Origin of the sequence: Curtobacterium sp. MCPF17_003, from assembly GCF_003224385.1 — a bacterium.
GTDB lineage: Bacteria > Actinomycetota > Actinomycetes > Actinomycetales > Microbacteriaceae > Curtobacterium > Curtobacterium flaccumfaciens.
This window is the reverse complement of the sequence record NZ_QKLC01000002.1, coordinates 217,674-240,629: the sequence shown is the minus strand read 5'-3', so window position 1 is coordinate 240,629 and position 22,956 is coordinate 217,674. Positions and strand designations below refer to the sequence as shown.

General features: G+C 70.7%; 27 protein-coding genes. 25 read left to right on the top strand and 2 right to left on the bottom strand.

All coding sequences use genetic code 11. From position 1 onward, the window contains the following. The first annotated feature begins 6 nt into the window (after positions 1-6). The 6 genes from DEJ30_RS03750 to trmD all read left to right on the top strand — a co-directional run bounded on the left by DEJ30_RS03750 (position 7) and on the right by trmD (position 5,073). Positions 7-852: an SDR family oxidoreductase gene (locus DEJ30_RS03750; protein WP_110859098.1), complete on the top strand. Its 846-nt coding sequence runs from the start codon at positions 7-9 to the stop codon at positions 850-852. A gap of 4 nt (positions 853-856) precedes the next feature. Beyond that, complete coding sequence (locus DEJ30_RS03745) at positions 857-2,992, top strand: FAD-dependent oxidoreductase (RefSeq protein WP_110859097.1); 2,136 nt, start codon at positions 857-859, stop codon at positions 2,990-2,992. A 164-nt stretch (positions 2,993-3,156) separates the two neighbouring features. Next, a complete protein-coding gene (gene rpsP / locus DEJ30_RS03740) occupies positions 3,157-3,570 on the top strand; it encodes a 30S ribosomal protein S16 (protein WP_027465884.1) in 414 nt (137 codons plus the stop codon). Positions 3,571-3,573: 3 nt separating this feature from the next. Then, positions 3,574-3,810: an RNA-binding protein gene (locus DEJ30_RS03735; RefSeq protein ID WP_017888258.1), complete on the top strand. Its 237-nt coding sequence runs from the start codon at positions 3,574-3,576 to the stop codon at positions 3,808-3,810. A gap of 19 nt (positions 3,811-3,829) precedes the next feature. Continuing rightward, complete coding sequence (gene rimM / locus DEJ30_RS03730; RefSeq protein ID WP_171907871.1) at positions 3,830-4,375, top strand: ribosome maturation factor RimM; 546 nt, start codon at positions 3,830-3,832, stop codon at positions 4,373-4,375. A 5-nt stretch (positions 4,376-4,380) separates the two neighbouring features. Then, a complete protein-coding gene (gene trmD, locus DEJ30_RS03725; protein WP_110859096.1) occupies positions 4,381-5,073 on the top strand; it encodes a tRNA (guanosine(37)-N1)-methyltransferase TrmD in 693 nt (230 codons plus the stop codon). Between the two features lie 149 nt (positions 5,074-5,222). On the opposite strand, the gene map is transcribed toward trmD, so the two are convergent. Then, positions 5,223-6,014 carry a type I methionyl aminopeptidase gene (gene map / locus DEJ30_RS03720; RefSeq protein WP_110859095.1) on the bottom strand — a complete coding sequence of 264 codons (792 nt, stop codon included), beginning with the start codon at positions 6,012-6,014 and terminating at the stop codon, positions 5,223-5,225. A gap of 168 nt (positions 6,015-6,182) precedes the next feature. Here map and rplS point away from each other — a divergent pair, with 168 nt between their 5' ends. From rplS to DEJ30_RS03675, 9 genes are all read left to right on the top strand, one after another. Then, the gene (gene rplS / locus DEJ30_RS03715; protein WP_017888254.1) at positions 6,183-6,539 is read left to right on the top strand and encodes a 50S ribosomal protein L19; all 357 of its coding nucleotides are present in this window, start codon (positions 6,183-6,185) and stop codon (positions 6,537-6,539) included. A 122-nt stretch (positions 6,540-6,661) separates the two neighbouring features. Beyond that, complete coding sequence (gene lepB / locus DEJ30_RS03710; protein ID WP_110859094.1) at positions 6,662-7,405, top strand: signal peptidase I; 744 nt, start codon at positions 6,662-6,664, stop codon at positions 7,403-7,405. Beyond that, complete coding sequence (locus DEJ30_RS03705; RefSeq protein WP_110859093.1) at positions 7,402-8,109, top strand: ribonuclease HII; 708 nt, start codon at positions 7,402-7,404, stop codon at positions 8,107-8,109. Before lepB ends, DEJ30_RS03705 begins: the two co-directional genes overlap by 4 nt. A gap of 45 nt (positions 8,110-8,154) precedes the next feature. Then, positions 8,155-8,478, top strand: coding sequence for a DUF2469 family protein (locus tag DEJ30_RS03700; protein ID WP_017888251.1), 324 nt, complete (start codon positions 8,155-8,157; stop codon positions 8,476-8,478). Positions 8,479-8,595: 117 nt separating this feature from the next. Then, on the top strand, positions 8,596-8,946 hold the full coding sequence (locus tag DEJ30_RS03695) for an Lsr2 family protein (protein ID WP_017888250.1): 351 nt from the start codon (positions 8,596-8,598) through the stop codon (positions 8,944-8,946). A 151-nt stretch (positions 8,947-9,097) separates the two neighbouring features. After that, positions 9,098-9,487, top strand: a complete 390-nt coding sequence (locus tag DEJ30_RS03690) for a YraN family protein (RefSeq protein WP_110859092.1) — start codon at positions 9,098-9,100, stop codon at positions 9,485-9,487. Further along, positions 9,484-11,007, top strand: a complete 1,524-nt coding sequence (locus DEJ30_RS03685) for a YifB family Mg chelatase-like AAA ATPase (protein ID WP_110859091.1) — start codon at positions 9,484-9,486, stop codon at positions 11,005-11,007. The genes DEJ30_RS03690 and DEJ30_RS03685 overlap by 4 nt, the downstream gene beginning before the upstream one ends. Beyond that, on the top strand, positions 11,004-12,242 hold the full coding sequence (gene dprA / locus DEJ30_RS03680) for a DNA-processing protein DprA (protein WP_110859090.1): 1,239 nt from the start codon (positions 11,004-11,006) through the stop codon (positions 12,240-12,242). Before DEJ30_RS03685 ends, dprA begins: the two co-directional genes overlap by 4 nt. A gap of 25 nt (positions 12,243-12,267) precedes the next feature. Beyond that, positions 12,268-13,200, top strand: a complete 933-nt coding sequence (locus DEJ30_RS03675) for a tyrosine recombinase XerC (protein ID WP_258369803.1) — start codon at positions 12,268-12,270, stop codon at positions 13,198-13,200. Between the two features lie 33 nt (positions 13,201-13,233). Here DEJ30_RS03675 and DEJ30_RS03670 read toward each other — a convergent pair whose 3' ends face one another. Further along, positions 13,234-13,791, bottom strand: a complete 558-nt coding sequence (locus DEJ30_RS03670; protein ID WP_181419989.1) for a murein hydrolase activator EnvC — start codon at positions 13,789-13,791, stop codon at positions 13,234-13,236. 335 nt (positions 13,792-14,126) lie between these two features. On the opposite strand from DEJ30_RS03670, the gene DEJ30_RS03665 reads away from it, so the two are divergent. From DEJ30_RS03665 to DEJ30_RS03620, 10 genes are all read left to right on the top strand, one after another. Continuing rightward, on the top strand, positions 14,127-15,569 hold the full coding sequence (locus DEJ30_RS03665) for a sugar porter family MFS transporter (protein WP_258369802.1): 1,443 nt from the start codon (positions 14,127-14,129) through the stop codon (positions 15,567-15,569). Positions 15,570-15,891: 322 nt separating this feature from the next. Next, a complete protein-coding gene (gene rpsB, locus DEJ30_RS03660; protein WP_027465874.1) occupies positions 15,892-16,809 on the top strand; it encodes a 30S ribosomal protein S2 in 918 nt (305 codons plus the stop codon). A gap of 87 nt (positions 16,810-16,896) precedes the next feature. After that, positions 16,897-17,724 (top strand): translation elongation factor Ts, encoded by an 828-nt coding sequence (tsf, locus tag DEJ30_RS03655; protein WP_110859086.1) that lies wholly within the window; start codon positions 16,897-16,899, stop codon positions 17,722-17,724. Between the two features lie 127 nt (positions 17,725-17,851). Then, the gene (gene pyrH, locus DEJ30_RS03650) at positions 17,852-18,571 is read left to right on the top strand and encodes a UMP kinase (RefSeq protein WP_110859085.1); all 720 of its coding nucleotides are present in this window, start codon (positions 17,852-17,854) and stop codon (positions 18,569-18,571) included. Between the two features lie 46 nt (positions 18,572-18,617). Beyond that, complete coding sequence (gene frr / locus DEJ30_RS03645; protein ID WP_110859084.1) at positions 18,618-19,172, top strand: ribosome recycling factor; 555 nt, start codon at positions 18,618-18,620, stop codon at positions 19,170-19,172. Between the two features lie 65 nt (positions 19,173-19,237). Then, complete coding sequence (locus DEJ30_RS03640; protein WP_110859157.1) at positions 19,238-20,182, top strand: phosphatidate cytidylyltransferase; 945 nt, start codon at positions 19,238-19,240, stop codon at positions 20,180-20,182. 76 nt (positions 20,183-20,258) lie between these two features. Continuing rightward, a complete protein-coding gene (locus tag DEJ30_RS03635; protein ID WP_071406375.1) occupies positions 20,259-20,807 on the top strand; it encodes a DivIVA domain-containing protein in 549 nt (182 codons plus the stop codon). Between the two features lie 147 nt (positions 20,808-20,954). Then, positions 20,955-21,854 carry a lytic transglycosylase domain-containing protein gene (locus DEJ30_RS18480; RefSeq protein WP_258369801.1) on the top strand — a complete coding sequence of 300 codons (900 nt, stop codon included), beginning with the start codon at positions 20,955-20,957 and terminating at the stop codon, positions 21,852-21,854. A 12-nt stretch (positions 21,855-21,866) separates the two neighbouring features. Continuing rightward, positions 21,867-22,169, top strand: a complete 303-nt coding sequence (locus DEJ30_RS03625) for a hypothetical protein (protein ID WP_110859083.1) — start codon at positions 21,867-21,869, stop codon at positions 22,167-22,169. Next, positions 22,166-22,903, top strand: a complete 738-nt coding sequence (locus DEJ30_RS03620; protein ID WP_110859082.1) for an alpha/beta hydrolase — start codon at positions 22,166-22,168, stop codon at positions 22,901-22,903. The genes DEJ30_RS03625 and DEJ30_RS03620 overlap by 4 nt, the downstream gene beginning before the upstream one ends. Positions 22,904-22,956 lie beyond the last annotated feature (53 nt).

Below are 22,956 nucleotides of genomic sequence, written 5' to 3'. Positions count from 1 at the left end.
ACTGCAGTGACCGACTCCACCAACGCTCCCATCGCACTCATCACGGGTGCCTCGCGCGGCATCGGCCGCCTGCTCGCCCAGAAGCTGGGCCAGCGCGGCGTCACCGTCGTCGTGACGTACAAGGGCAACGCCGACCTGGCCGAGGAGTCCCTGGCCGACGTCAAGGCGGCCGGCGGCGACGGCATCACGGCGCAGGTCGACATCGAGCAGCCGGAGTCGATCGACGCCCTGTTCGACCTGGTGCGCGACACCTACGGACGCCTCGACATGTTCGTGGCGAACGCCGCCGCCAGCGCGTTCAAGCCCGTCGCCGACCTCAAGCTGCACCACCTCGACCGCAGCTACGCCACGAACGCCCGCTCGTTCGTGCTCGGGGCCCAGCGCGCCGCGGAACTCATGGACCGCGGCGGTCGCATCGTCGTCGTGACGTCGTACGGATCGCTCCGGGCGTTCCCGACCTACGCCGCACTCGGTGCCGCCAAGGCCATGAGCGAGGCGTACATGAAGTACATGGCGGTGGAGTTCGGTCCGCGCCAGATCACCGTCAACGCGGTGAACGGCGGCCTCATCGACACCGACTCGCTCGAGTACTTCTACACGAAGGTCCCCGGCCAGGCGCCGATGGACACCGTGCTCGAGAAGCTCCCGCTGCAGCGCCCCGGGACGGCCGACGACATGGCCGACGCCGTCGACTTCCTGCTGTCGGACAAGGCCGGGTACATCACCGGGCAGGTGCTCTCGGTGGACGGCGGTCTGACGGTCATCGCCCCGCCGTACTGGTCGGACACCACGTCGCCCCTCCGCGACGCGGTGCTGCCGGCCGACGCTCCGGGCGCGGACACCGCAGAATAGGCGCATGAGCAGCGTCGCTTCCGCCCCCGTCGTGCCGGAGTCCCTCCGGACCGTCGCGTCACCATGGACCCTCGGCCCCCTGCACCTGGCGAACCGGGTGGTGATGGGGTCGATGCACACCGGGCTCGAGGTGCACGACGACGGCGGAGCCGGCATGGCCGCCTTCTACCGCGAACGGGCGGCCGGCGGGGCGGCGTGCATCATCACCGGCGGCATCGCGGTGAACGACGAGGCGCGCGGCGGTCCGGACTTCGCGGTGTTCGGCGTCGGGGGAGCCGACGAGCGGTTCCGGGTGGCGGTCGACGCCGTGCACGACGAGGGCGGGACGATCCTCGCGCAGCTGTTCCACGCCGGGCGGTACGCGCTCGCGTCGGGCATGGTCGACCGGCACGGCGACCCGCAGCGCGTCGTGGCACCCTCGGCCCTGCCGTGGGCGGCCGCCCGCGGCGTGGTGCCGACCGAGCTGACGTCGGCCGAGGTCGAGCGGACCATCGAGGACTTCGCCGCCGCTGCCCGCACCGCCCGCGCGGTCGGGTTCGACGGCGTCGAGATCATGGCGTCCGAGGGGTACCTGATCAACCAGTTCCAGTCGCCGCTGACGAACCTGCGCGACGACGAGTGGGGCGGCGATGCGGAACGGCGTCGGCGCTTCGCGATCGAGGTCGTCCGGGCGGTGCGCGCCGCGGTGCCCGAACTCGCCGTGACGATCCGGCTGTCCGGAGCGGACCTGATGCCCGGCTCGTCGACCGACGACGAGGTCGACGCGCTCGTGCACGACCTGCTGCCGCTCGGGCTCGACGGCATCTCGGTCGGCATCGGCTGGCACGAGTCCCGCACCCCGACCGTGCAGGCCTCGGTGCCGCACGGGGCCTGGCTGGCGTACGCGGCACGGATCGCCGCGGTGGTGCGCTCGTCCGCGTACCCGGACGTCCGTGTGATCGCCTCGAACCGGATGACGGACCTGCGCGACGGCGAGGCCGTGCTCAGCGGCGGCCTGATCGACGCCGTCGCCCTCGCCCGGCCGTTCCTCGCCGATGCCGCCATCGTGTCGCGCTCGCTCGCGGGCGGGTTCGCACTGGTGAACACCTGCATCGGCTGCAACCAGGCATGCCTCGACCGTTCGATCATCGGCGCACCGGTGTCGTGCCTCGTGAACCCGCGGGCGGCCCGCGAAGTGGCCTTCCCCGCACGGCCGACCGCGGACCCGAAGCGCGTCGACGTCGTCGGTGGCGGACCGGCAGGGCTCGCCGCCGCGGTGGACGCCGCCCGCCGGGGCCACGACGTCACCGTCTGGGAGGCGTCCGACCGCCTCGGCGGCCAGTTCGGCCTCGCCGCACTCGTCCCGGGGAAGGAGGACTACGCCGCCACGGTGCGGTCCGCCCGTGCCGAGCTCGCGGAGCGGGGCGCCACGATCCACCTCGGACGCCCGGCCACGGCTGCGGACCTCGTCGACAGCGACGCCGTCGTGCTCGCGGCCGGGGTGGTCCCGCGGAGCATCGACGTCCCCGGCAGCGACCTGCCGCACGTGCTGTCCTACGAGCAGGCACTCCGCGAGGGGGTCGGCGAGGGCACCGTCGCGATCATCGGTGGCGGCGGCATCGGCGTGGACACCGCGGCGTTCCTGACCGAGTCGCCCGACGAGGTCGTCCGGGCCGCCGAGTTCGCGGCCCGCTGGGACCTCGACGTGTCCGAGGAGCTCGTCGGCGACGTGCCGCAGCGGCTCCCCGCGGCACAGCGCACCACGAGGCCGGGGTCCCAGGTGACGGTGCTCCGGCGTTCGGGCAAGTTCGGCCAGGGGATCGGCATCACCTCGCGCTGGGTCGCGATCGGTCGGCTGCGGGACGCCGGGGTGCGGATGGTCGGCGGCGTGCAGGAGTACCTGCGCATCGAACCCGGGGTGCTCTGGATCCGCGACGAGCACGGGGACGAGGTCGGCGTACCGGCGGACACCGTCGTGGTCTGCGCCGGGCAGGAGCGCGCGACCGACGCCGAGGGCGACGCGCCCGACGGACTCGCCACGGGCCTCCAGGCCGCCGGCGTGCCGTACGCCGTCGTCGGCGGCGCGCGGGACGCACGGAGCGTGGACGCGGTCCGGGCGACGTCCGAGGCCCTCGAAGCGGTGCGGCGCCTCGCGCCGTAGCGAGTCGGCTCGCATCACGGCCGGGAATCTGCAAGAATGAACGGTCGAATCGCCGCAGCTCGACCCTCTATCCAGCTGTGAGCGATCTCTCTCGAGCTTTCGCCGTGTGTGCCCCCACGCCCGCGGTTCCAGTTCAACCACAACGAAAGCAAACAGGAGCAATTGTGGCTGTCAAGATCCGTCTGAAGCGTCTCGGTAAGATCCGTGCGCCCTACTACCGCATCGTCGTCGCCGACTCGCGCACCAAGCGCGATGGTCGTGTCCTCGAGGAGATCGGTCAGTACCACCCGACCGAGGAGCCCTCGGTCATCAAGATCGAGTCCGAGCGTGCGCTCTACTGGCTCGGCGTCGGCGCGCAGCCGACCGAGCAGGTCGCGGCCCTCCTCAAGCTGACCGGCGACTGGGCCAAGTTCAAGGGCGAGAAGGACACCGAGTCCAAGGTCAAGGTCGCCGAGCCGAAGCCGGCCTTCCAGGTCGACTCCTCGAAGAAGGCCGTGCTCAAGCCGAAGTCGGAGAAGACGGCTCCCGCCGCCAAGGCCGACGACGCCGAGACCGCCGACGAGACGACCGAGGCGTAGTCCTTGCTCGAATCCGCGCTGACGCACCTCGTCAAGGGGATCGTCGATCACCCTGACGACGTGCGCGTCGCCAGCTCCACCTCCCCACGCGGCGAGGTCCTCGAGGTGCGCGTGCACCCCGAGGACCTCGGCCGCGTGATCGGTCGCGCCGGGCGCACCGCCAAGGCGCTCCGCACCCTCGTCACGGCCCTGGCCGACGGCAAGCGCGTGCGGGTCGACGTGGTGGACACCGATTCCTAGGGAGACGACCCAGCTCCGGGTGGGTCGAATCACGAAGGCGCACGGGCTCAAGGGCGGCATCAAGCTCGAGCTCTACACCGACGACCCGGATCGTCGGTTCACCCCGGGCGCCACGTTCACGCTCCAGGTCCCCGACGACTCACCGTGGTCGGGCAAGACCCTCGAGCTGGACGAACTGCGCTGGTACAACGGTCACCCCGTCGCGTTCTTCGCCGGGATCGACGACCGCACCGCGGCCGAGTCCCTGGCGCGCATCATCCTCTGGGTCGAGCAGGACGCCGACGCCGAGACCGGTGAGGACGACGCCTGGTACGACCACCAGCTCGTCGGGCTCAAGGTCCTGCGTGACGGCGTCGAGGTCGGCACGGTCGCCCGTGTGGACCACATGCCCGCCCAGGACCTGCTCGCGATCGACACGCCGTCCCGCGGCGAGGTCCTCGTGCCGTTCGTCTCGGCCATCGTGCCGGCGGTCGACATCGCGGCCGGCACCGTCACGGTCACGCCGCCGCAGGGGCTGTTCGAGGACCCCGAGGACACCTCGCGCCCCGAGACGGTCACGGACTAGTCCCCGTGCGGATCGACATCGTCACGATCTTCCCGGAGTTCTTCTCCGTGCTCGACGTGTCCCTGCTGGGCAAGGCCCGCTCCGGCGGTCTGCTCGACCTGCACGTGCACGACCTGCGGTCGTGGACCACCGACCGGCACCGCACCGTCGACGACACCCCGTACGGCGGTGGTGCCGGCATGGTGATGAAGCCGGAGCCGTGGGCGCAGGCGCTCGAGGCGCTCTTCCGGCCCGACGGCTCGTCGACCCTGGTGGTCCCGACGCCGGCCGGCACGCCCTTCACGCAGTCCATCGCGCGGTCGCTCGCGTCGACGTCGGAGCACCTCGTGTTCGCCTGCGGGCGGTACGAGGGCATCGACGCCCGCGTCTTCGAGTGGGCGTCGTTGCACGCCACCGTCGTGGAGCTCTCGCTCGGGGACTACGTGCTGAACGGCGGCGAGGTCGCCGCGATGGCGATGATCGAGGCCGTCGGTCGACTCGTCCCCGGGGTCGTCGGCAACCCCGAGTCGCTGGTCGAGGAGTCCCACGAGGACGGCCTGCTCGAGTACCCCTCGTACACCAAGCCCGCGTCGTGGCGCGGCCTGGACGTCCCCGACGTCCTGCTCAGCGGGCACCACGCCCGCGTCGGTGCCTGGCGGCACGAGCAGCAGCTGGAGCGGACGCGGCGCGTCCGTCCGGACCTGCTGCCGCCTGCGTGATCGGCTGGCGCGTCTGCCTGCTGAACGCGTTTCGGGCTGAGCGACACTCCTCGCGGTTCGTTCCGCGTGAACTGTCGCTGAGCACGAAACCCGGCCCCGCCGGGTCTGCCTGGAGGCACGGGGCGGGCCCGCACCGTGCCTCCCGTCCGTCAGACGGTCGGGTCGGCGCGCTGAGCGCGACGCAGGGTCAGGACCTCGGGGCCGGCCTCGGTGACCGCGACCGTGTGTTCGACGTGCGCGGCACGTGAGCCGTCGACGCTGCGCAGGGTCCAGCCGTCATCGTCCTGGTAGAGCTCGTCGGTCGTCTGCATGAGCCACGGCTCGATCGCGACGACCAGCCCCGGTCGGAGCTTCAGGCCGCGACCCGGACGGCCGTCGTTCGGCACGTGCGGATCCCCGTGCATCGTGCGACCGACGCCGTGCCCGCCGAACTGCAGGTTCACGTCGTGACCGGCCTCGTGCGCGACGTGACCGATGGCGTGCGAGACGTCGCCGAGCTTGTTGCCGGGAGCCGCCTGGGCGATGCCGGCGGCCAGCGCTCGCTCGACCGTGGCGATCAGGGCCTGGTCCTCGTCGCGCGGCGTGCCGACCTGGACGCTGACGGCGGAGTCCGCGACCCAGCCGTCCACGCTCGCGGCGAAGTCCAGGCTCACCAGGTCGCCGTCCTGCAGGGTGTGGTCGTGCGGCAGGCCGTGCAGGGCGGCGTCGTTCACCGAGGTGCAGAGGTTCTTGCCGAACGGCGACATGCCGAACGACGGGTGGTAGTCGACGTAGCAGCTCTCCGCCCCGCGTTCGGCGATCATCCTGGCCGCGACGCGGTCGAGGTCGAGCAGGTTGACGCCGACGTCGACGGTCTCGAGCAGCTCGTCGAGGACGTCGGCCACGAACCGGCCGGCGACGCGCAGTCCGTCCAGCTCGGCGGGGGTGCGGAGTTCGATCATGGGTCCATCCTCGTCGTTTTGTCTCCCGCGCTCTCTGTGGCAGTATTGAACGCTGTGCCCTGGCTGGACTCTGCCACGGGGGAGTCGCCGACACCGGGCACGCACCACCACTTTCCGAACCTTCGATCCGCGGCGACCCGTGCGCGTCCGCAGAGAGTGAAACCCACCATGAGCCAGCTCCTCGACAACGTCGACGCAGCATCGCTGCGTACCGACGTCCCGGACTTCCGCCCCGGCGACACCATCAAGGTGCACGTCAACATCATCGAAGGCACGCGCTCGCGTATCCAGGTCTTCCAGGGAGTCGTCATCGGCCGTCAGGGTCACGGCATCGGTGAGACCTTCAAGGTCCGCAAGGTGAGCTTCCAGGTCGGCGTCGAGCGCTGGTTCCCCGTGCACTCGCCGATCATCGACCACATCGAGATCGTCACCAAGGGTGACGTCCGTCGTGCGAAGCTCTACTACCTGCGCGAGCTCCGCGGCAAGGCGGCCCGCCGCAAGATCAAGGAGAAGCGCGACGCCTGATCGCCTTCACAGTGAACGTCCGCGAGCCGGACGGCGCTGCGAGCCCCTCGTCCATGTACGGTTGTGCATCGACGGGGGGCTCTTCCCATTGCGGGGAGTCAGCGGTTCGAACGAGAGCGGAAATGACGGACACGACAGAGGATTCCGGGCGCAGGCCACGTGCTGAGAAGCAACGGAACGGAGTCCTCACATTCCTCCGCGACCTCGTCATCATCTTCATCGCGGCACTGCTCGTGTCGTTCCTGGTCAAGACGTTCCTGATCCGGTCGTTCTACATCCCGTCGGCGTCGATGGAGAACACGCTGCAGATCAACGACCGGGTGATCGTCAACGAGCTCGTCCCCGGCGCCGTGGCCCTGAAGCGGGGGGACGTCGTCGTCTTCAAGGACCCGGGCGGCTGGCTCACCGGGTCCGAGGTGCCGAGCGTCACGCCGGACACCCAGCCCGCCAAGGCCATCGACTGGCTCCTCACGCAGGTCGGGCTCGGCACCGGTGACAGCGACGACCACCTGATCAAGCGCGTCATCGGGCTGCCGGGCGACAAGGTGTCCTGCTGCAACGACCTCGGACAGATGTCGGTCAACGGTGTGCCGATCAAGGAGCCGTACCTGAAGCTCCCCGCCGGCGCCCCGGCCTCGGCCACCGACTTCTCGGTCACCGTGCCGAAGGGCACCATCTGGGTGATGGGCGACAACCGGAACGACTCGAAGGACTCCCGGTACAACGGCGACACCCCGTCGAAGGGCTTCGTCCCGATGTCCGACGTCACGGGCCGCGCGTTCGTCATCTCCTGGCCGGCGAGCCGCTGGACGTGGCTCGACGACCACCCCGAGGTGTTCGCCGGCGTGGAGGAGCGCGACGAGTGACCGCCGTCCGTCCGTCGCTCCGGGTCGAGAAGCGTCTGCTCGCCGAGGGCCGCGTGACGGTCATCGGCATGGACGAGGTCGGCCGTGGCGCCATCGCCGGTCCGGTCGGCGTCGGTGTGGCCGCGGTGACGCTCGACATCGGTCGTGTGCCCCAGGGGCTCGCCGATTCCAAGCTGCTCTCCGAAGCGCGCCGGACCGACCTCGTGCCCGTCGTGCAGCGCTGGGCACGCACGGCGGTCGGCATGGCATCGGCGGAGTTCGTCGACCAGCAGGGCATCGTCCCGGCCCTCGGCGCGGCCGGTGCGCAGGCGCTCGGCTCCCTGGTCGCCGACGGGGTGTCGCTCGACGGCGCGGTGGTGGTGCTCGACGGCTCGTTCGACTGGTTGAGCCGCGCCCTGCCCGAGGCGCTCCGTCCGGCCGCCGATCCGCTCGAGGTCGTCGTCCGGGTCAAGGCCGACCGCGACTGTGCCTCGGTGGCTGCTGCGTCGGTGGTGGCGAAGGTCGCTCGTGACGCGCTCATGATCTCGGCGCACGACGAGGCTCCGCACTACGGGTGGGTGTCGAACAAGGGCTACGGGTCGACGGCGCACTACGACGCGATCCGGACGATCGGTGCGCACGCACTGCACCGGAAGTCCTGGCTGCACCAGGCCTCGAGCGTCGCACTGGACGGGTTCGACGAACTCGACGCCGTCGCGGGTTGAGCCCGTCGTCCGCTCGGCCCTCCGTCGCCGTAGACTGTGGGCGCAATGGATGAGGACGAATTCGACGACTACGACCGCGAGGTCGAGCTGGCCCTGTACCGCGAGTACCGAGACGTGGTGTCGCAGTTCCGTTACGTGGTCGAGACGGAGCGCCGTTTCTACCTGGCGAACGAGGTCGAACTCGTGCGCCGTGACACGGAGCACGACTTCTACTTCGAACTGACGATGAACGACGTCTGGGTCTGGGACGTCTACCGTTCCGACCGGTTCGTCAAGGGTGTCCGGGTACTCACGTTCAAGGACGTGAATGTCGAGGAACTCACGACGCGGGAACTCGAACTGCCGAAGGAACTCGCACTCGACGAGTGATCGTCAATTTGCTTTCTTCTGCTTCTTTCTCGGTGAATCGCCGCTGATCCGAACCGGCGGTGAATTGTTCGCGCTATTCTGATGGGGATTCAACCGCCCCACGAACAGGAGCACCCCATGGCACAGAAGGTCACCGTCCAGCTCGTCGACGACCTCGACGATTCCCCCATCACCACCGGTGAAGGTCGGACGGTCGAATTCGCGTTCGACGGCTCGTCGTACGAGATCGACCTGTCGAACGACAACGTCGACAAGTTCCGCGAGGCGATCTCCGACTACATCGCCGCAGCGCGCAAGGTGTCCGGTCGCCGAACCGGCGGCGGTTCCGCCCCGAAGTCCGCGCCGAAGCGCGGCAACTCGGAAGAGCTCGGCAAGATCCGCGAGTGGGCCAAGGAGAACGGGTACGAAGTCTCGTCCCGCGGCCGCATCTCGACGCAGGTGCAGGAAGCCTACGCAGCAGCGCACTGACGCTCGTCGCAGCAGGACCCGGGTGATCTCGATCGCCCGGGTCCTTCTTCTTTCCTCCACAGGGGCAATTCGCGCGCGCTGATTCCACAGACTCTCCGACTCCGCCGATCGGGGTGTTCGTTCCGGAGATCGTTGTCGTGGAGGCAACGACATGGAACAAGACGTGCAACGTCCACCGGGGCGGTCGCTCCGGAATGGTCGACTCGGACGATTCGGTGAAGAACGAGCGGCGGTCTGGCTCGAAGCGCGGGGATTCCGCGTGCTCGAGCGGAACTGGCGATGTGCCCGCGGCGAGATCGACATCGTCGCGTGGGATTCCTGCACGCTCGCGTTCATCGAGGTGAAGACCCGTTCCGGGGCCGCGACCGGCCACCCGTTCGAGGCGATCACCGCCGCGAAGCTCACCCGGATGCGGCGACTCGTGCCCGAGTGGTTCGACGCGCATCCCGAGGTCTCGGCGCGCGCGGTCCGGGTGGACGTCGTCGCGGTCCACCTGGACGGTCCCCGCACCGTCGTCGAGCACCTGGCCGGTGTGTTGTGACCGGCATCGGGCGCGCTGCCGCGGTCGCGCTCCTCGGGGTCACCGGTCGTCGCATCGAGGTCGAAGCGCACCTGACCAGTCAGCTCCCGGCGTTCAGCATCATCGGTCTGCCCGACACCTCACTGGGCGAGGCACGCGAACGCGTGCGATCCGCGGCGGCGAACGCGGGGTGCCCGCTGCCCGCACGTCGGATCACCGTGAACCTGACCCCGGCGGCGATCCCGAAGCGCGGTTCGGGGTTCGACCTCGCCATCGCGATGGCCGTGCTCGCGGGTGCCGGTCTCGCGCCGGACGTCTCGGAGCGCATCGTCTACATCGGCGAGCTCGGCCTCGACGGGCGGGTGCGTCCGGTCCCCGGGGTGATCCCGATGCTGGTCGCCGCGCGCGACGCCGGTGCGGACCGCGTGGTGCTGCCCGTCGGCAACCTGACCGAGGCCCGCGTGGTCGGCGGGGTGCGGATCCGGGGCGTGGACTCGTTGCGGGCGGCGGCGATCGACGCCGGGGCGCTCCTGCCGGCGGTCGAGGTCGATCCGGTGCTGCCGGTCCCGGTCACGTCGGTGCCGCGTCCCGTGGCCGAACTGTCGGACGTCGTGGGGAACCCGGTCGGCGTCCGAGCACTCATCGCGGCGGCGGCCGGGGGACACCATGCACTGCTGCTCGGGCCGCCGGGCGCCGGCAAGACCATGCTCGCCGAGCGGCTGCCCGGGCTGCTGCCCGACCTCGACGACGAGACCGCGCTCGAGGTCGCCGCGGTCCGGTCCGTCGCCGGGCTGGGTTCCGCGTCGTGGAGCACGAAGCCACCCTGGGAAGCCCCGCACCACTCCGCGTCGGCGGTCTCGCTCATCGGCGGTGGGTCGGGGGTCCTTCGCCCCGGAGCCGTGTCGCGGGCCACCGGGGGCATCCTGTTCCTCGACGAGGCGCCGGAGTTCCCGCGGGCTGTGCTCGATGCGCTCCGGCAGCCGCTCGAGTCCGGTCGGATCACGATCCACCGTGCGGCGGGCGCGGCCGATTTCCCCGCACGCTGCCAGGTCGTCCTGGCGGCGAACCCCTGCCCGTGCGGCAACGCCGGTGGTGCGCACGGGCAGCCGTGCGAGTGCTCGCCGAGCACCGTCCGCCGGTACCTCGGCCGGATGTCGGGGCCACTGCTCGACCGGATGGACATCCGGGTGCTGGTGCCCCGGGTGACGACGGGTCGGATGCGGGACGCGGACGGCAGTACCCCGACGACGGCGGTCGCGCGTGCGGCGGTCGCGGCAGCCCGCGCCCGGATGGCGGAGCGACTGCACGGGACGGGATGGTCCCGCAACGCCGAGGTCACCGGGACGTGGCTCCGGGCCGAGGGGCGCATCGAACCCGGGTCGACGGCAGACCTCGACCGCGCACTCGACCTCGGCACCCTGACGATGCGCGGCTGGGACCGCGTGATGCGACTGGCGTGGACGCTGGCCGACCTCGACGCGGTGGAGCGGCCCACGGGTGCGCACGTCCGCGGTGCCCTCGCACTTCGGAGCGCCCTGTGATCCCGGCGGGCACCGAGCTCCTCGACACGGTGGCGCGCCTGCTCGGGCCGAGCGGTGCGGCGGCCGACCCGGTGCAGGCCGCGGCACGCGTCGCGTGGTCGGCCATCGTCGAGCCGGGGGACTCCGTCGCCGGAGAGCTCCTCGCCGGACTCGGACCGGAGCGCGCGCTCGGTGCGGTGCTGCTCGCCGCCGAGAAGGACTTCGATCCGCTGCTGGGATGTTGCGTCGACGCCGAGGTACCGGGTGCCGAGGACCCCGCGGTGCTGCTCGGTGTGCTGCAGACCGCGGTGGAACGCTGGCGGCCCCGGCTGGCCGCCGTCGAGGTGGGCGACGTGCTGGCGGCGGCGGGAGCGGTCGGAGCCGGTCTGCTGGTCCCCGCGAGCGACGGGTGGCCGTCGGCGATGGACGACCTCGGTCCGCACGCCCCGGTGGTCCTCTGGACGCGCAGCTCGGGCGTGTGCCTCGGCGACGGGATGCCGGCGCTCGGCGTCGTGGGGTCCCGGGCGAACACGGTGGCCGGGGCCGAGGCCGCGGCGGAGATCACGTCGACGGCGGCGGACGCCGGGTGCCGCATCGTGAGCGGGGGCGCCTACGGCATCGACGCGGTGGCGCACCGTGTCGCCGTCGCCGCCGGGACGCCCACGATCGCTGTCCTGGCCGGTGGCATCGACCAGCTCTACCCGGTGGGGAACGCGCAGTTGCTCCACAACGTGGCCCGGCAGGGGGCGTTGCTCGCCGAGTCGGCACCGGGGACGCGACCGACGCGGTGGCGCTTCCTCGCCCGGAACCGACTGACCGCCGCGCTGGCCGACGTCACGGTCGTGGTCGAAGCAGGCGCCCGGTCCGGGGCCCTCAACACCGCCCACCACGCCGCACAGCTCGGCCGGCCCGTGTTCGCGGTGCCGGGAGCGTTCGCGTCCTCGGCGTCGGTCGGGTGCCATCGACTCATCGCACAGGGGCGGGCACAGATCGTCGTGCACCCCGGGGATCCGGTCGCGGCGGTGAGGCCCGCGACCGGGACGAGCGGGGGAGCGGTGCGCGACGAACCGCTCCTGTCCGGCAGGCAGGATCCCGAGGTGCTCCGGGTGCTCGACGCGCTCGGCCGTCGCGCCCTGCCCGAGGCCGAGATCGCCCGCCGGGCCGGGATGTCGACGGCCGACGTCGCCGACGCGCTCGCGCTCGCACAGCTGCAGGGACTCGTCGTCGCCAGCGGCGGCGGGTGGGGTCGGGCATGACGTCCGGTCGCCGTACGCTGGCGTCGTGGTTGCGCGGACGGACAGTCGACTCGTGGTGGCGGTGGACGCCTTCCTCGGGCACGCCCGGCACGCGCGTGGCCTCAGCGAGCAGACCCTCCGCGCGTACGCCAACGACCTCGAGCAGCTCGTCGCGTTCGCGGACGGTCGCGGCATCGACCGCGTCGCCGACGTCGAGCTCGAGCTCCTGCGTGACTGGCTGTGGGACGCCGATCACCGCGGGCTCGCCCGGTCGACCATCGCCCGGCGGTCTTCGTCCGTGCGGGCGTTCACGCGTTGGGCGAGCGAGACCGGGGTGACGACGACCGACGCCGGGGTCCGGCTCCGCGCGCCGAAGGGTGGGTCGCACCTGCCTCGCGTGGTGTCGGCCGACCAGGTGCGCGCCCTGCTCGACGGACTCGGTGCCCGTGCGGCGACGGAGGACCCGACGGCGCTGCGGGACCTGGCCCTCGTCGAGCTCCTGTACGCGGCGGCCATCCGGGTCAGCGAACTCGTCGGGACGAACGTGACCGACGTCGATCGCGGACGCTTGACCGTGCGGGTGCTCGGCAAGGGCGGCAAGGAACGCGTGGTGCCGTTCGGGGTGCCGGCGCGGGACGCACTCGAGGCGTGGCTCGAGCGCGGACGGCCCGCCCTCGCGGCACGGGCGGAGGGACCGGCCGGCACGGCGCTGTTCCTCGGCGACCGAGGCACCCGACTCGGCGTCCGAAGTGCCTACCGCGTGGTGGCGCGGCTGCTCGGTGACCTGCCGGGCGAGGGCCCGAGTGGCCCGCACACCTTCCGGCACACCGCGGCGACGCACCTGCTCGACGGGGGAGCGGACCTGCGTGCGGTGCAGGAACTCCTCGGTCACGCCAGCCTCGGGACGACGCAGATCTACACGCACGTGTCGTCGGCCCGGCTGCGCGAGGTCTACCGGACAGCGCACCCGCGCGCCTGACGCTGCGCCGACGTGCGTCCCGGTCGGTTCCGCTCACCCGGGCCAGGCCGACTCGGGCAGCAGCACCGGCCACTCGGCCGGTGGCAGGTACGCCATCGGGTCGACGTAGCGACCGTCGACGCGAGCACCGAGGTGCAGGCACGGCGCCGACGCCGGACAGTGTCCGACCGAGACGCGTCCGACCGCCGCACCCCGCACGACGTCGTCTCCCGCGGCGACCAGGGGCGTCACCGAGTCGAGCGTGCTGACCAGCCCGTCGCCGTGGTCGATGGTCACGACGGAGCGGCCGCCCACCGCGCCGACGAACGCCACGGTGCCGTCGTCCACCGCCGAGGCGGTGCTCCCGAGGACGGCCGGGACGTCGAGGCCCCGGTGGCCGGCGGCGTAGTCCGAGGACGCTGGTTCCCACGCGCGCTCGACGACCCGCGATCCGGTGGGCCAGACCCAGCGGGCCTCGACCCGGCCCGAGTCGGTCGCAGCACCCGCCAACGCCCCGGCGCCCGTCGACGGCGATGCACCGAGCACCGCCGTCCCGCTCAGCACCGCCGCGCACACCACGGACAGCAAGACGGAACGTGCAGTCGATCGCATGTCCCCAGCCTCGGCCGTCGAACCGGCCCCGGGGCGGAGCCGAGGTGATCCGTGGAGGGTGAGTCCCGCCTCCAGGCCCTGGGGAGGAACCATGCAGCGACGGGCGCGACGGGCGCGACGGGCGCGACGGAACCGACGTCGTACGACAACGACACCGTCGATCCGCCTCCGCACGGGAGCGAGTCGTGCCGATCACGCCCCGGTTATGACCAGATCCCGAGCGAGGAGTACAGTCGGGGCCGCTCCGGAACACGCAACGCCGCTCGGACGGCGAACCAGCCGACCGCCGGGGCACCGTGCTGCACACCGGCACGGCGGCAGAACCCAGGAGCATCGTGTCCACCACGACCACCGGGCACGGCGAAGACCGTGCGTTCAAGGGGAAGGTCACCCTGTTCGCCATCGCGGCGGCGGTCGGTGGCTTCCTGTTCGGCTTCGACTCGTCCGTCATCAACGGCGCCGTCGACGCGATCAAGGGCGAGTTCGACCTCTCCGACGCGGCGAGCGGGTTCGCGGTCGCCTCGGCCCTGATCGGCTGCGCGTTCGGCGCCTACTTCGCAGGCCGCCTCGCCGACCGCTACGGCCGCACCCGGATCATGTTCTGGGCCGCCGTGCTGTTCTTCGTCTCGTCGATCGGGTCGGCGTTCGCGTTCGCGACGTGGGACCTCGTGATCTGGCGTCTGGTCGGCGGTCTCGGCATCGGTACTGCCTCGGTCATCGCACCGGCGTACATCTCCGAGGTGTCCCCGAAGGCGATCCGCGGGCGGCTGGCCTCGTTCCAGCAGCTGGCGATCACGCTCGGTATCTTCGCCGCGCTCCTGTCCGACCAGCTCTTCGCCGTCACCGCGGGCAGCGCCTCGGCCGAGGTCTGGGGCCTGGCGGCCTGGCGCTGGATGTTCCTGGTCGGGGTGATCCCCTCGGTCGTCTACGGCGTCCTGGCGATCACGCTGCCGGAGTCCCCGCGCTACCTCCTCACCAAGGGTCGTGCTGACGACGCGCGCGTGGTGATGGGCAAGATCGTCCCGCGCGACACCGTGAACACGAGCCTGGAGGAGATCCAGGACGGCATCAAGAAGGAAGCGAACGAGAAGAAGGGCTCCATCCGGGGCAACCGCTTCGGGCTCCAGCCGATCGTCTGGGTGGGCATCATCCTCGCCGTGCTGCAGCAGTTCGTCGGCATCAACGTGATCTTCTACTACTCGACGACGCTCTGGCAGGCCGTCGGCTTCAAGGAGGAGGACTCGTTCCTCATCTCCACGATCACCTCGGTGGTCAACGTCGCCGTCACCTTCGTGGCGATCTTCCTGGTCGACAAGGTCGGTCGTAAGCCGCTGCTCGTCGCCGGTTCGGCGGGCATGTTCGTCTCGCTGACCATGGTCGCCATCGCGTTCTCGCAGGCGACGATCGTCGACGGCAGCCCGAGCCTCCCCGGCTCGTGGGGCGTCATCGCGCTGATCTTCGCGAACCTCTTCGTGGTGTCCTTCGGCGCCACGTGGGGCCCGCTCATGTGGGTGCTGCTCGGCGAGATGTTCCCGAACCGCATCCGGGCCACGGCGCTGGGCATCGGCTCGGCCGCCAACTGGATCGCGAACTTCATCGTGACGATCTCGTTCCCGGTGCTCTCGGGCTTCAACCTGACGGTCACCTACGGCATCTACGCGCTGTTCGCACTGCTGTCGCTGTTCTTCGTCATCGCCAAGATCCCGGAGACCAAGGGCCGCTCGCTCGAGGAGATGGGCATCTCCGCCGACGGCGAAACGGTGGACGCCAAGGCCTGATCGGCCGGTCGCGCACCGCGTCAGTTCCGCACGGATCGCCGGAAGGGAGGCCCGGATCGCGTCAGCCGCGAGGCGCGCGTGATCCGGGCCTCCCTTCTGTTAGCATCTATCCAGCAGCGTGCTGATGCGCGCTGACTTCGCGTGTCCACCAGGCCCTCACCGGCTCGGTACCCGACCACCGGTCCCGCTCCCACGAGCGGGCGGTCGCGTGCCAGGACACCAGGGACCACGACCGACGGTCGTGATCGACACAACCGCAACAGGTCCGCAGGGACGTGCGAGAGCACGGCTGCGCGCCGAGAACACAGAAGGAGGACGGCACATGGCCGTCGTCACCATCCGCCAGCTGCTCGACAGCGGCGTCCACTTCGGACACCAGACCCGTCGGTGGAACCCGAAGGTGAAGCGCTTCATCCTCGCCGAGCGCTCGGGCATCCACATCATCGACCTGCAGCAGTCGCTGGCCTTCATCGACCGCGCGTACGACTTCGTCAAGGAGACGGTCGCGCACGGTGGCACGATCCTCTTCGTGGGCACCAAGAAGCAGGCCCAGGGCTCCATCGCCGAGCAGGCGACCCGCGTCGGCCAGCCGTACGTCAACCAGCGTTGGCTCGGCGGTCTGCTCACGAACTTCCAGACGGTCTCCAAGCGCCTCGCGCGCATGAAGGAGCTCGAGGAGATCGACTTCGACGACACGACGAAGGGCTTCACCAAGAAGGAGCTCCTCATCAAGAAGCGCGAGCTGGACAAGCTCCACAAGACCCTCGGTGGTATCCGCAACCTCACGCGGACCCCGAGCGCGCTCTGGATCGTCGACACCAAGAAGGAGCACCTCGCCGTCGACGAGGCGCAGAAGCTCGGTATCCCGATCATCGGCATCCTCGACACCAACTGCGACCCCGACGAGATCACGTACCCGATCCCGGGCAACGACGACGCGATCCGCTCCGTCGGTCTCCTGACCCGCATCGTCGCCGACGCCGCGGCCGAGGGCCTGAAGACCCGCCACAACGGTGGCGACGAGGACGAGGCCAGCGAGCCCCTCGCCGAGTGGGAGCAGGAGCTCCTCGGTGGCGAGACCGCCGCCACGACCGAGGCGCCCGCCGCCCCCGTCGAGGAGAACGACGCTGACGCGCAGGTCGCCGCGAAGGAGATCGGTGAGCCGATCGCCGACGAGGCGAAGAACGCGGAGCCGACTGCCGAGGCCGAGGCAGCCGCGGAGACCACCCCCGCCGAGTGAGTCGCCGGGGCGCCGGACCCACCGGGTCCGGCGCCCCGACTGCACTCCACTCTCCACACACGTACAGTCCAGAAAGGACTCCAGTCAATGGCAAACTTCACCGCTGCTGACGTGAAGAAGCTCCGCGAGGACCTCGGCGCCGGCATGATGGACGCGAAGAACGCGCTCGTCGAGGCCGACGGCGACTACGACAAGGCCGTCGAGCTGCTCCGCATCAAGGGTGCCAAGGCCGTCGCCAAGCGCGACGACCGTGCCACCTCCGAAGGCGTCGTCGTCGCGACCTCCGAGAACGGCGCCGCCACGGTCGTCGAGCTCGCGAGTGAGACCGACTTCGTCGCGAAGAACGAGAAGTTCACCACCCTCGCCGACAAGGTGCTGGGCGCGGTCGCCGCTGTCGGTGCCGCCGACGTCGCTGCCGCCAACGCCGCGCCGCTGGACGGCAAGACCGTCCTCGAGGTCGTCAACGAGGCCGCTGCCGCGCTGGGCGAGAAGCTCGAGGTCCGCACGGTCCGCCGTGTCGAGGGTTCGGCCTTCGAGATCTACCTGCACAAGACCAGCCAGGACCTGCCGCCGCAGATCGCCGTCGTCATCGCGTACGAGGGTGACAACGCCGCCGAGGCACGTTCGATCGCGCAGCACGTCGCGTTCGCGAACCCGACGTACCTGACCCGCGACGAGGTCCCGGCCGAGGCCATCGAGAAGGAGCGTGCGACCGTCGAGGCGATCACGCGCGAAGAGGGCAAGCCCGAGGCTGCGCTCCCGAAGATCGTCGAGGGCCGGGTGAACGCCTACATCAAGCAGGTGTCGCTCCTCGACCAGGACTACGCGAAGGACAACAAGATCTCCGTCGCGAAGGCCGCCGAGAACGCCGGCATCACGATCCAGGGCTTCGCCCGCGTCAAGGTCGGCGCGTAACGAACCCGTGACGGGGTCAGGAACCAACCAGGTTCCTGGCCCCGTTTTTCGCGCGCACGGGCACGGCACGCGCGCGACACATCCGCGAGTACATTTCCACGAGACCACGACGAAGGGTGCGGACCAGATGACCGACGAGAAGACCGGACGACGCCGCGTTCTGCTGAAGCTGTCGGGAGAGGCGTTCGGCGCCGGCTCCCTCGGGGTGAACCCCGACGTGATCGGCACCATCGCCAAGGAGATCGCCGTCGCCGCGCGCGAGGTCGAGATCGCGATCGTCGTCGGCGGGGGCAACTTCTTCCGGGGTGCCGAGCTCTCGCAGCGCGGCATGGACCGCGGCCGCGCCGACTACATGGGCATGCTCGGCACGGTGATGAACGCACTCGCGCTGCAGGACTTCCTCGAGCAGGCGGGAGCTGCAACCCGCGTGCAGTCCGCCATCGCGATGACCCAGGTCGCCGAGCCGTACATCCCGCGGCGCGCCGAGCGGCACCTCGAGAAGGGCCGGGTCGTCATCTTCGGCGCCGGTGCCGGGCTGCCGTACTTCTCGACCGACACGGTCGCGGCGCAGCGTGCGCTCGAGATCAAGGCGGACGAGGTCCTCGTCGCCAAGAACGGCGTCGACGGCGTGTACACCGCCGACCCGAAGAAGGACGCGACGGCCGAGAAGCTGCACCACGTGACCTACCAGGACGCGCTGCTGAAGGGCCTCAAGGTCGTCGATGCCACCGCGTTCTCGCTCTGCATGGACAACGGCATGCCGATGCACGTCTTCGGCATGGAGGGCGAGGGCAACGTCCAGGCCGCGATCCGTGGCGAGCGCATCGGCACCGTCGTCAGCAACTGACCCCCGCGCTGACTAGACTCGACGCCAGTACCGAAGGAGTAACACCGTGATCAGTGATGTCCTGACCGAAGCCACCGAGAAGATGGCGAAGGCCGTGGAGGTCGCCAAGGACGACTTCTCGACCGTCCGTACCGGCCGGATCAACGCCGCGCTCTTCCAGAAGATCCCGGTCGACTACTACGGCACGCCGACGCCGCTCGCGCAGCTCGCGTCCCTGCAGACGCCCGAGGCCCGCACACTCATCGTCACGCCGTACGACAAGTCGGCGCTCAAGGAGATCGAACGCTCCATCGCGACGTTCCCGAACCTCGGCGCCAGCCCGTCGAACGACGGCGAGATCGTCCGCGTGACGATCCCGGAGCTCACGCAGGACCGCCGCAAGGAGTTCGTCAAGCTCGTCCGCGGCAAGGGCGAGGACCACAAGGTCGTCATCCGCAACATCCGCCGCAAGGCCAAGGACGACCTCGACGCGCTCAAGGGTGAGATCTCCGACGACGAGATCTCGCGTGGCGACAAGGACCTCGAGGCCCTGACGAAGAAGCACGTCGACCAGATCGACGACGCGCTGAAGAAGAAGGAAGCCGAACTCCTCGAGGTCTGATGCGTCGCTCCGACCAGGGCGATGACCGCCCCACAGCAGAGCACGGGCCCGCGTCGAGCGGGCCCGTGAAGAAGGGGCTCCGTCAGGACTTCGATGCGCGTGCACGAGCGGCGCGCACCGACTTCGAGGCGCAGCTCCGCCAGCGCAAGGCCGAATTCGGCGCGCGCAACGAAGCGCTCACCGCGCGGACCGGGCGCAACCTGCCGGCGGCGATCGGGATCGCGCTCGCGTTCGCGGTCGTGATGCTCGGCACGCTGCTCCTCTGGCCGCCGTCCTTCATGGTGGTCGCGGCGTTCCTGCTGGGCGTCGGCGTCTACGAGCTGACGAGCGCGATGCGGTTCGCCGGGCGCGACGTCCCGCGGATCCCGAGCGTCGCGGTCGCGGTCGCGATCGTTCCGGCGGCGTTCCTGCTCGGGCAGGTGGCGGCGCTGTTCACCCTGCTCGGCGGCATCGTCCTGATCAGCGTCTGGCGACTGGTCGAGGTCGCCGTCGCGCGGCAGAAGCCCCCGGCCGGCAACGTCGCCCGTGACCTCACCAACGGGTTGTTCGTCCAGGCCTACATCTCGCTGCTCGGCGCCTGCGTCGTGCTGCTCTCCGCTCAGCCGGACGGCAACCTCTGGGTGATCGGGTTCATCCTCGTCGTCGTCGCGGTCGACACCGGCGCGTACGCCACCGGGCTGAACCTCGGCAAGCACCCGATGGCACCTCGCATCAGCCCCAAGAAGACGTGGGAGGGTTTCGCCGGGTCCGTGGCGGCGAGCATCGTCGTCGGCATCCTGGTGGCCCTGTTCATGCTCGGGCTGCCCTGGTGGACGGGTGTCCTGCTCGGTGTGCTCATCTCCGGTTCGGCCACGCTGGGTGACCTGACCGAGTCGATGATCAAGCGCGACCTGGGCATCAAGGACATCTCGTCGTTCCTGCCCGGACACGGCGGCCTGCTCGACCGCATCGACAGCATCCTGCCGTCCGCCGCGGTCGCCTACGTGCTGTACCTCATCGTCAACCACTGACCGCGGTCGTGTCGGCTGAACGCCGCACTCAGCGCGTCCAGGTTGTGCCACGGGTCCGGACTGGCAGAATGACGCCGTGGCCACCACCTTCCCGACCGCAGCCCGTTCCGCTCTCGGTTACGACGTCGACGAAGTCGAGCGTTTCCTCGAGGACGCCCGGCGCGCGTACTCCGCCGACGACAGCGCCCCCGGCATCGAGGCCGCGAAGATCCGCGCCACGGCCTTCTCGATGCGCAAGGGCGGGTACTCCACGTCGCACGTCGACGCTGCGCTCGAGCGGCTCGAGGACGCCTTCGCGGCCCGTGAGCGTGAGCGGGAGATGAGCGAGGTCGGCAAGAAGGCCTGGTACGCAGAAGCACGGACGAAGGCATCCGACGTCGTGGCGCGGCTCGAGCGGCCGGACGGTCAGCGGTTCAGCCGGGTCAGCGTGCTCGGCACCGGCTACCACCCGAAGGACGTCGACGCGTTCGCCGCCCGGCTCGCCGGGTACTTCCGCGAGGGCAAGCCGCTCAGCCTCACCGAGGTCCGTTCGATCGTCTTCCGCCCGAAGCACGGCGGGTACCGCGAGGCGCAGGTCGACGCGCTGCTCGACGCCGTCGTCGAAGTGATGCTCGCTGTCCGGTGACGACGCGCTGTCCCCAGGTGCTTCGCTTTCCGTGATCGTTCCGTTACCCTGGTCCTACTCATGGGCAGGCACACGGCAGACTCAAGCTCCGACCGCGATACCCGCGAGCACCTCAGCCTCCAGGCTTCCGGTGAGCGCCGCGCGGCAATGCAGCGAACCCGCACGACGGAGACGTCGGCGTTCGGGGTGACCCCGCAGGCAGCGCCCGCGACGACGGGTCCGGTCGCCACGCCGAAGTCGGTGGCGGCGAACCGCGTCTCCGACGAGCGTGTGGCGTCCTTCGCCCACGATGCCCTCGTCGACGCCGACCAGCGTCCCGCGAAGCAGCGCACCGCGACGGTGCAGCGCCGTGCGACGCCGAAGCTCGTCAAGCCCGCCGCATCGTCGGTGAACGCCGTGGCCCGCAAGCGCGCGACCGCCCCGATGATGTCCTTCGTCGGCGTGTTCCTGTTCGTCGGCGGCTCGCTGTTCAACCCGCTGCAGGCCGACGTCGCACAGGCCGCCGTCGACACCCCGGTGCTCGTGAAGACGCCGCCGGCACCGCAGCAGTACACCGCGCACGGCACCTACGCCGTGGCCGCCGCCGACCGTGACGGCTACGACGTCACCGTCCCGGCCCCGAAGGTCGTCAAGCCCGTCGTCGAAGAGGACGAGGCCGACGCCGAGACCACCGACGACACCGCGGCCACCGAGACCCAGCCGGTCTCGGCCGCCAACACGCTCGCCGCCACCGCCGCGACGCCCGACCCGGGCAGCGCGCAGGCGATCGCCCTGCAGCAGGTCACGGCTCGTGGCTGGGGGACCGACCAGTACAACTGCCTGGTCTCGCTGTGGAACAAGGAGTCCGGCTGGCGGGTGAACGCCTACAACCCGAGCGGTGCGTACGGCATCCCGCAGGCCCTCCCCGGCAGCAAGATGGCCACGGCCGGCGCCGACTGGCAGACCAACCCGGCGACGCAGATCACCTGGGGTCTCAACTACATCGCCGGCGTCTACGGCACCCCCTGTGGTGCCTGGGGTCACAGCCAGGCCAACAACTGGTACTGATCGGCTGCTCGGGTGCCGCGCAGCAACCGACCGCGGCGCCCCCGTGGTCGCGACGTCGAGCCTGACGAGGAGACCACCCTCGACCGGCTGATGAGCTCGTGGAAGCGCACCGAGGTCCGTCACGGTCGCGAGTACCAGGTGCAGCCGATCTCGGCCGCGTCGGCGCAGAAGGAGTACATCTGCCCGGGGTGCGGCGGAACGGTCCTGCCCTGCACCGCCCACGTGGTCGTCTGGCGCGCGGACGGCGTGCTCGGTGACGCTGCCGACCTGGCGTCGCGCCGGCACTGGCACAACCACTGCTGGAGCATCGCATGACCGAGCACGACACCGAGATCCGATCCGCCACCGAGTTGCCGGCCCGTCGCACCGAGGTCGAGCTCGTCACGGACGACCACCTGACGCTCGTCGGTGAGCTCGCCGAGCCTGCCGACACCTCGGCTCGCGGAACCATCGTCACGCTCCATCCCCTGCCGACCGCGCACGGGTTCATGGACTCGCACGTGCTCAAGAAGGCTGCCGCACGGTTGCCCGCCCTCGCCGACATCGCGGTGCTGCGGTTCAACTTCCGGTCCGTCACGTCGCCGCGCGGCACCTCCGAGGGCGTCTTCGGCGAGGGTGTGTCCGAGGGCTTCGACCTGCGAGCCGCCGTCGCCGAGGTCATCGACCGCGGCCTGCCGACCCCGTGGCTGGTCGGCTGGTCGTTCGGCACCGAGGTGATCCTCAAGCACGCGCTCGAACACGTCGAGGCAGGCACGGTCGCCGGGGTCGTCCTGCTGTCCCCGCCGCTGCACCGCACCTCGGACGAGGAACTCGTCCGCTGGGCTGCCGTCGGGGTCCCGGTCGTGGCGCTCGTCCCGGAGCACGACGACTTCCTGCAGCCCGAGGCCGCGGCGGCACGGTTCGCGCTCGCCCCGAACGTCCGGGTCGTGGCGGTCGCGGGCGCGAAGCACCTGTGGGTGGGGGAGCGGTACGTGCGGATCGTCCTCGACGCGATCGCCGACCTCGTCGTGCCGGGCAGCGCGCCGCTGCCGACCCACTGGCCCGTCTGACGACGCCCGGAAGGCGCCCTGCGGCTCCCACCTGCACCAGGTGGGACTGCCTG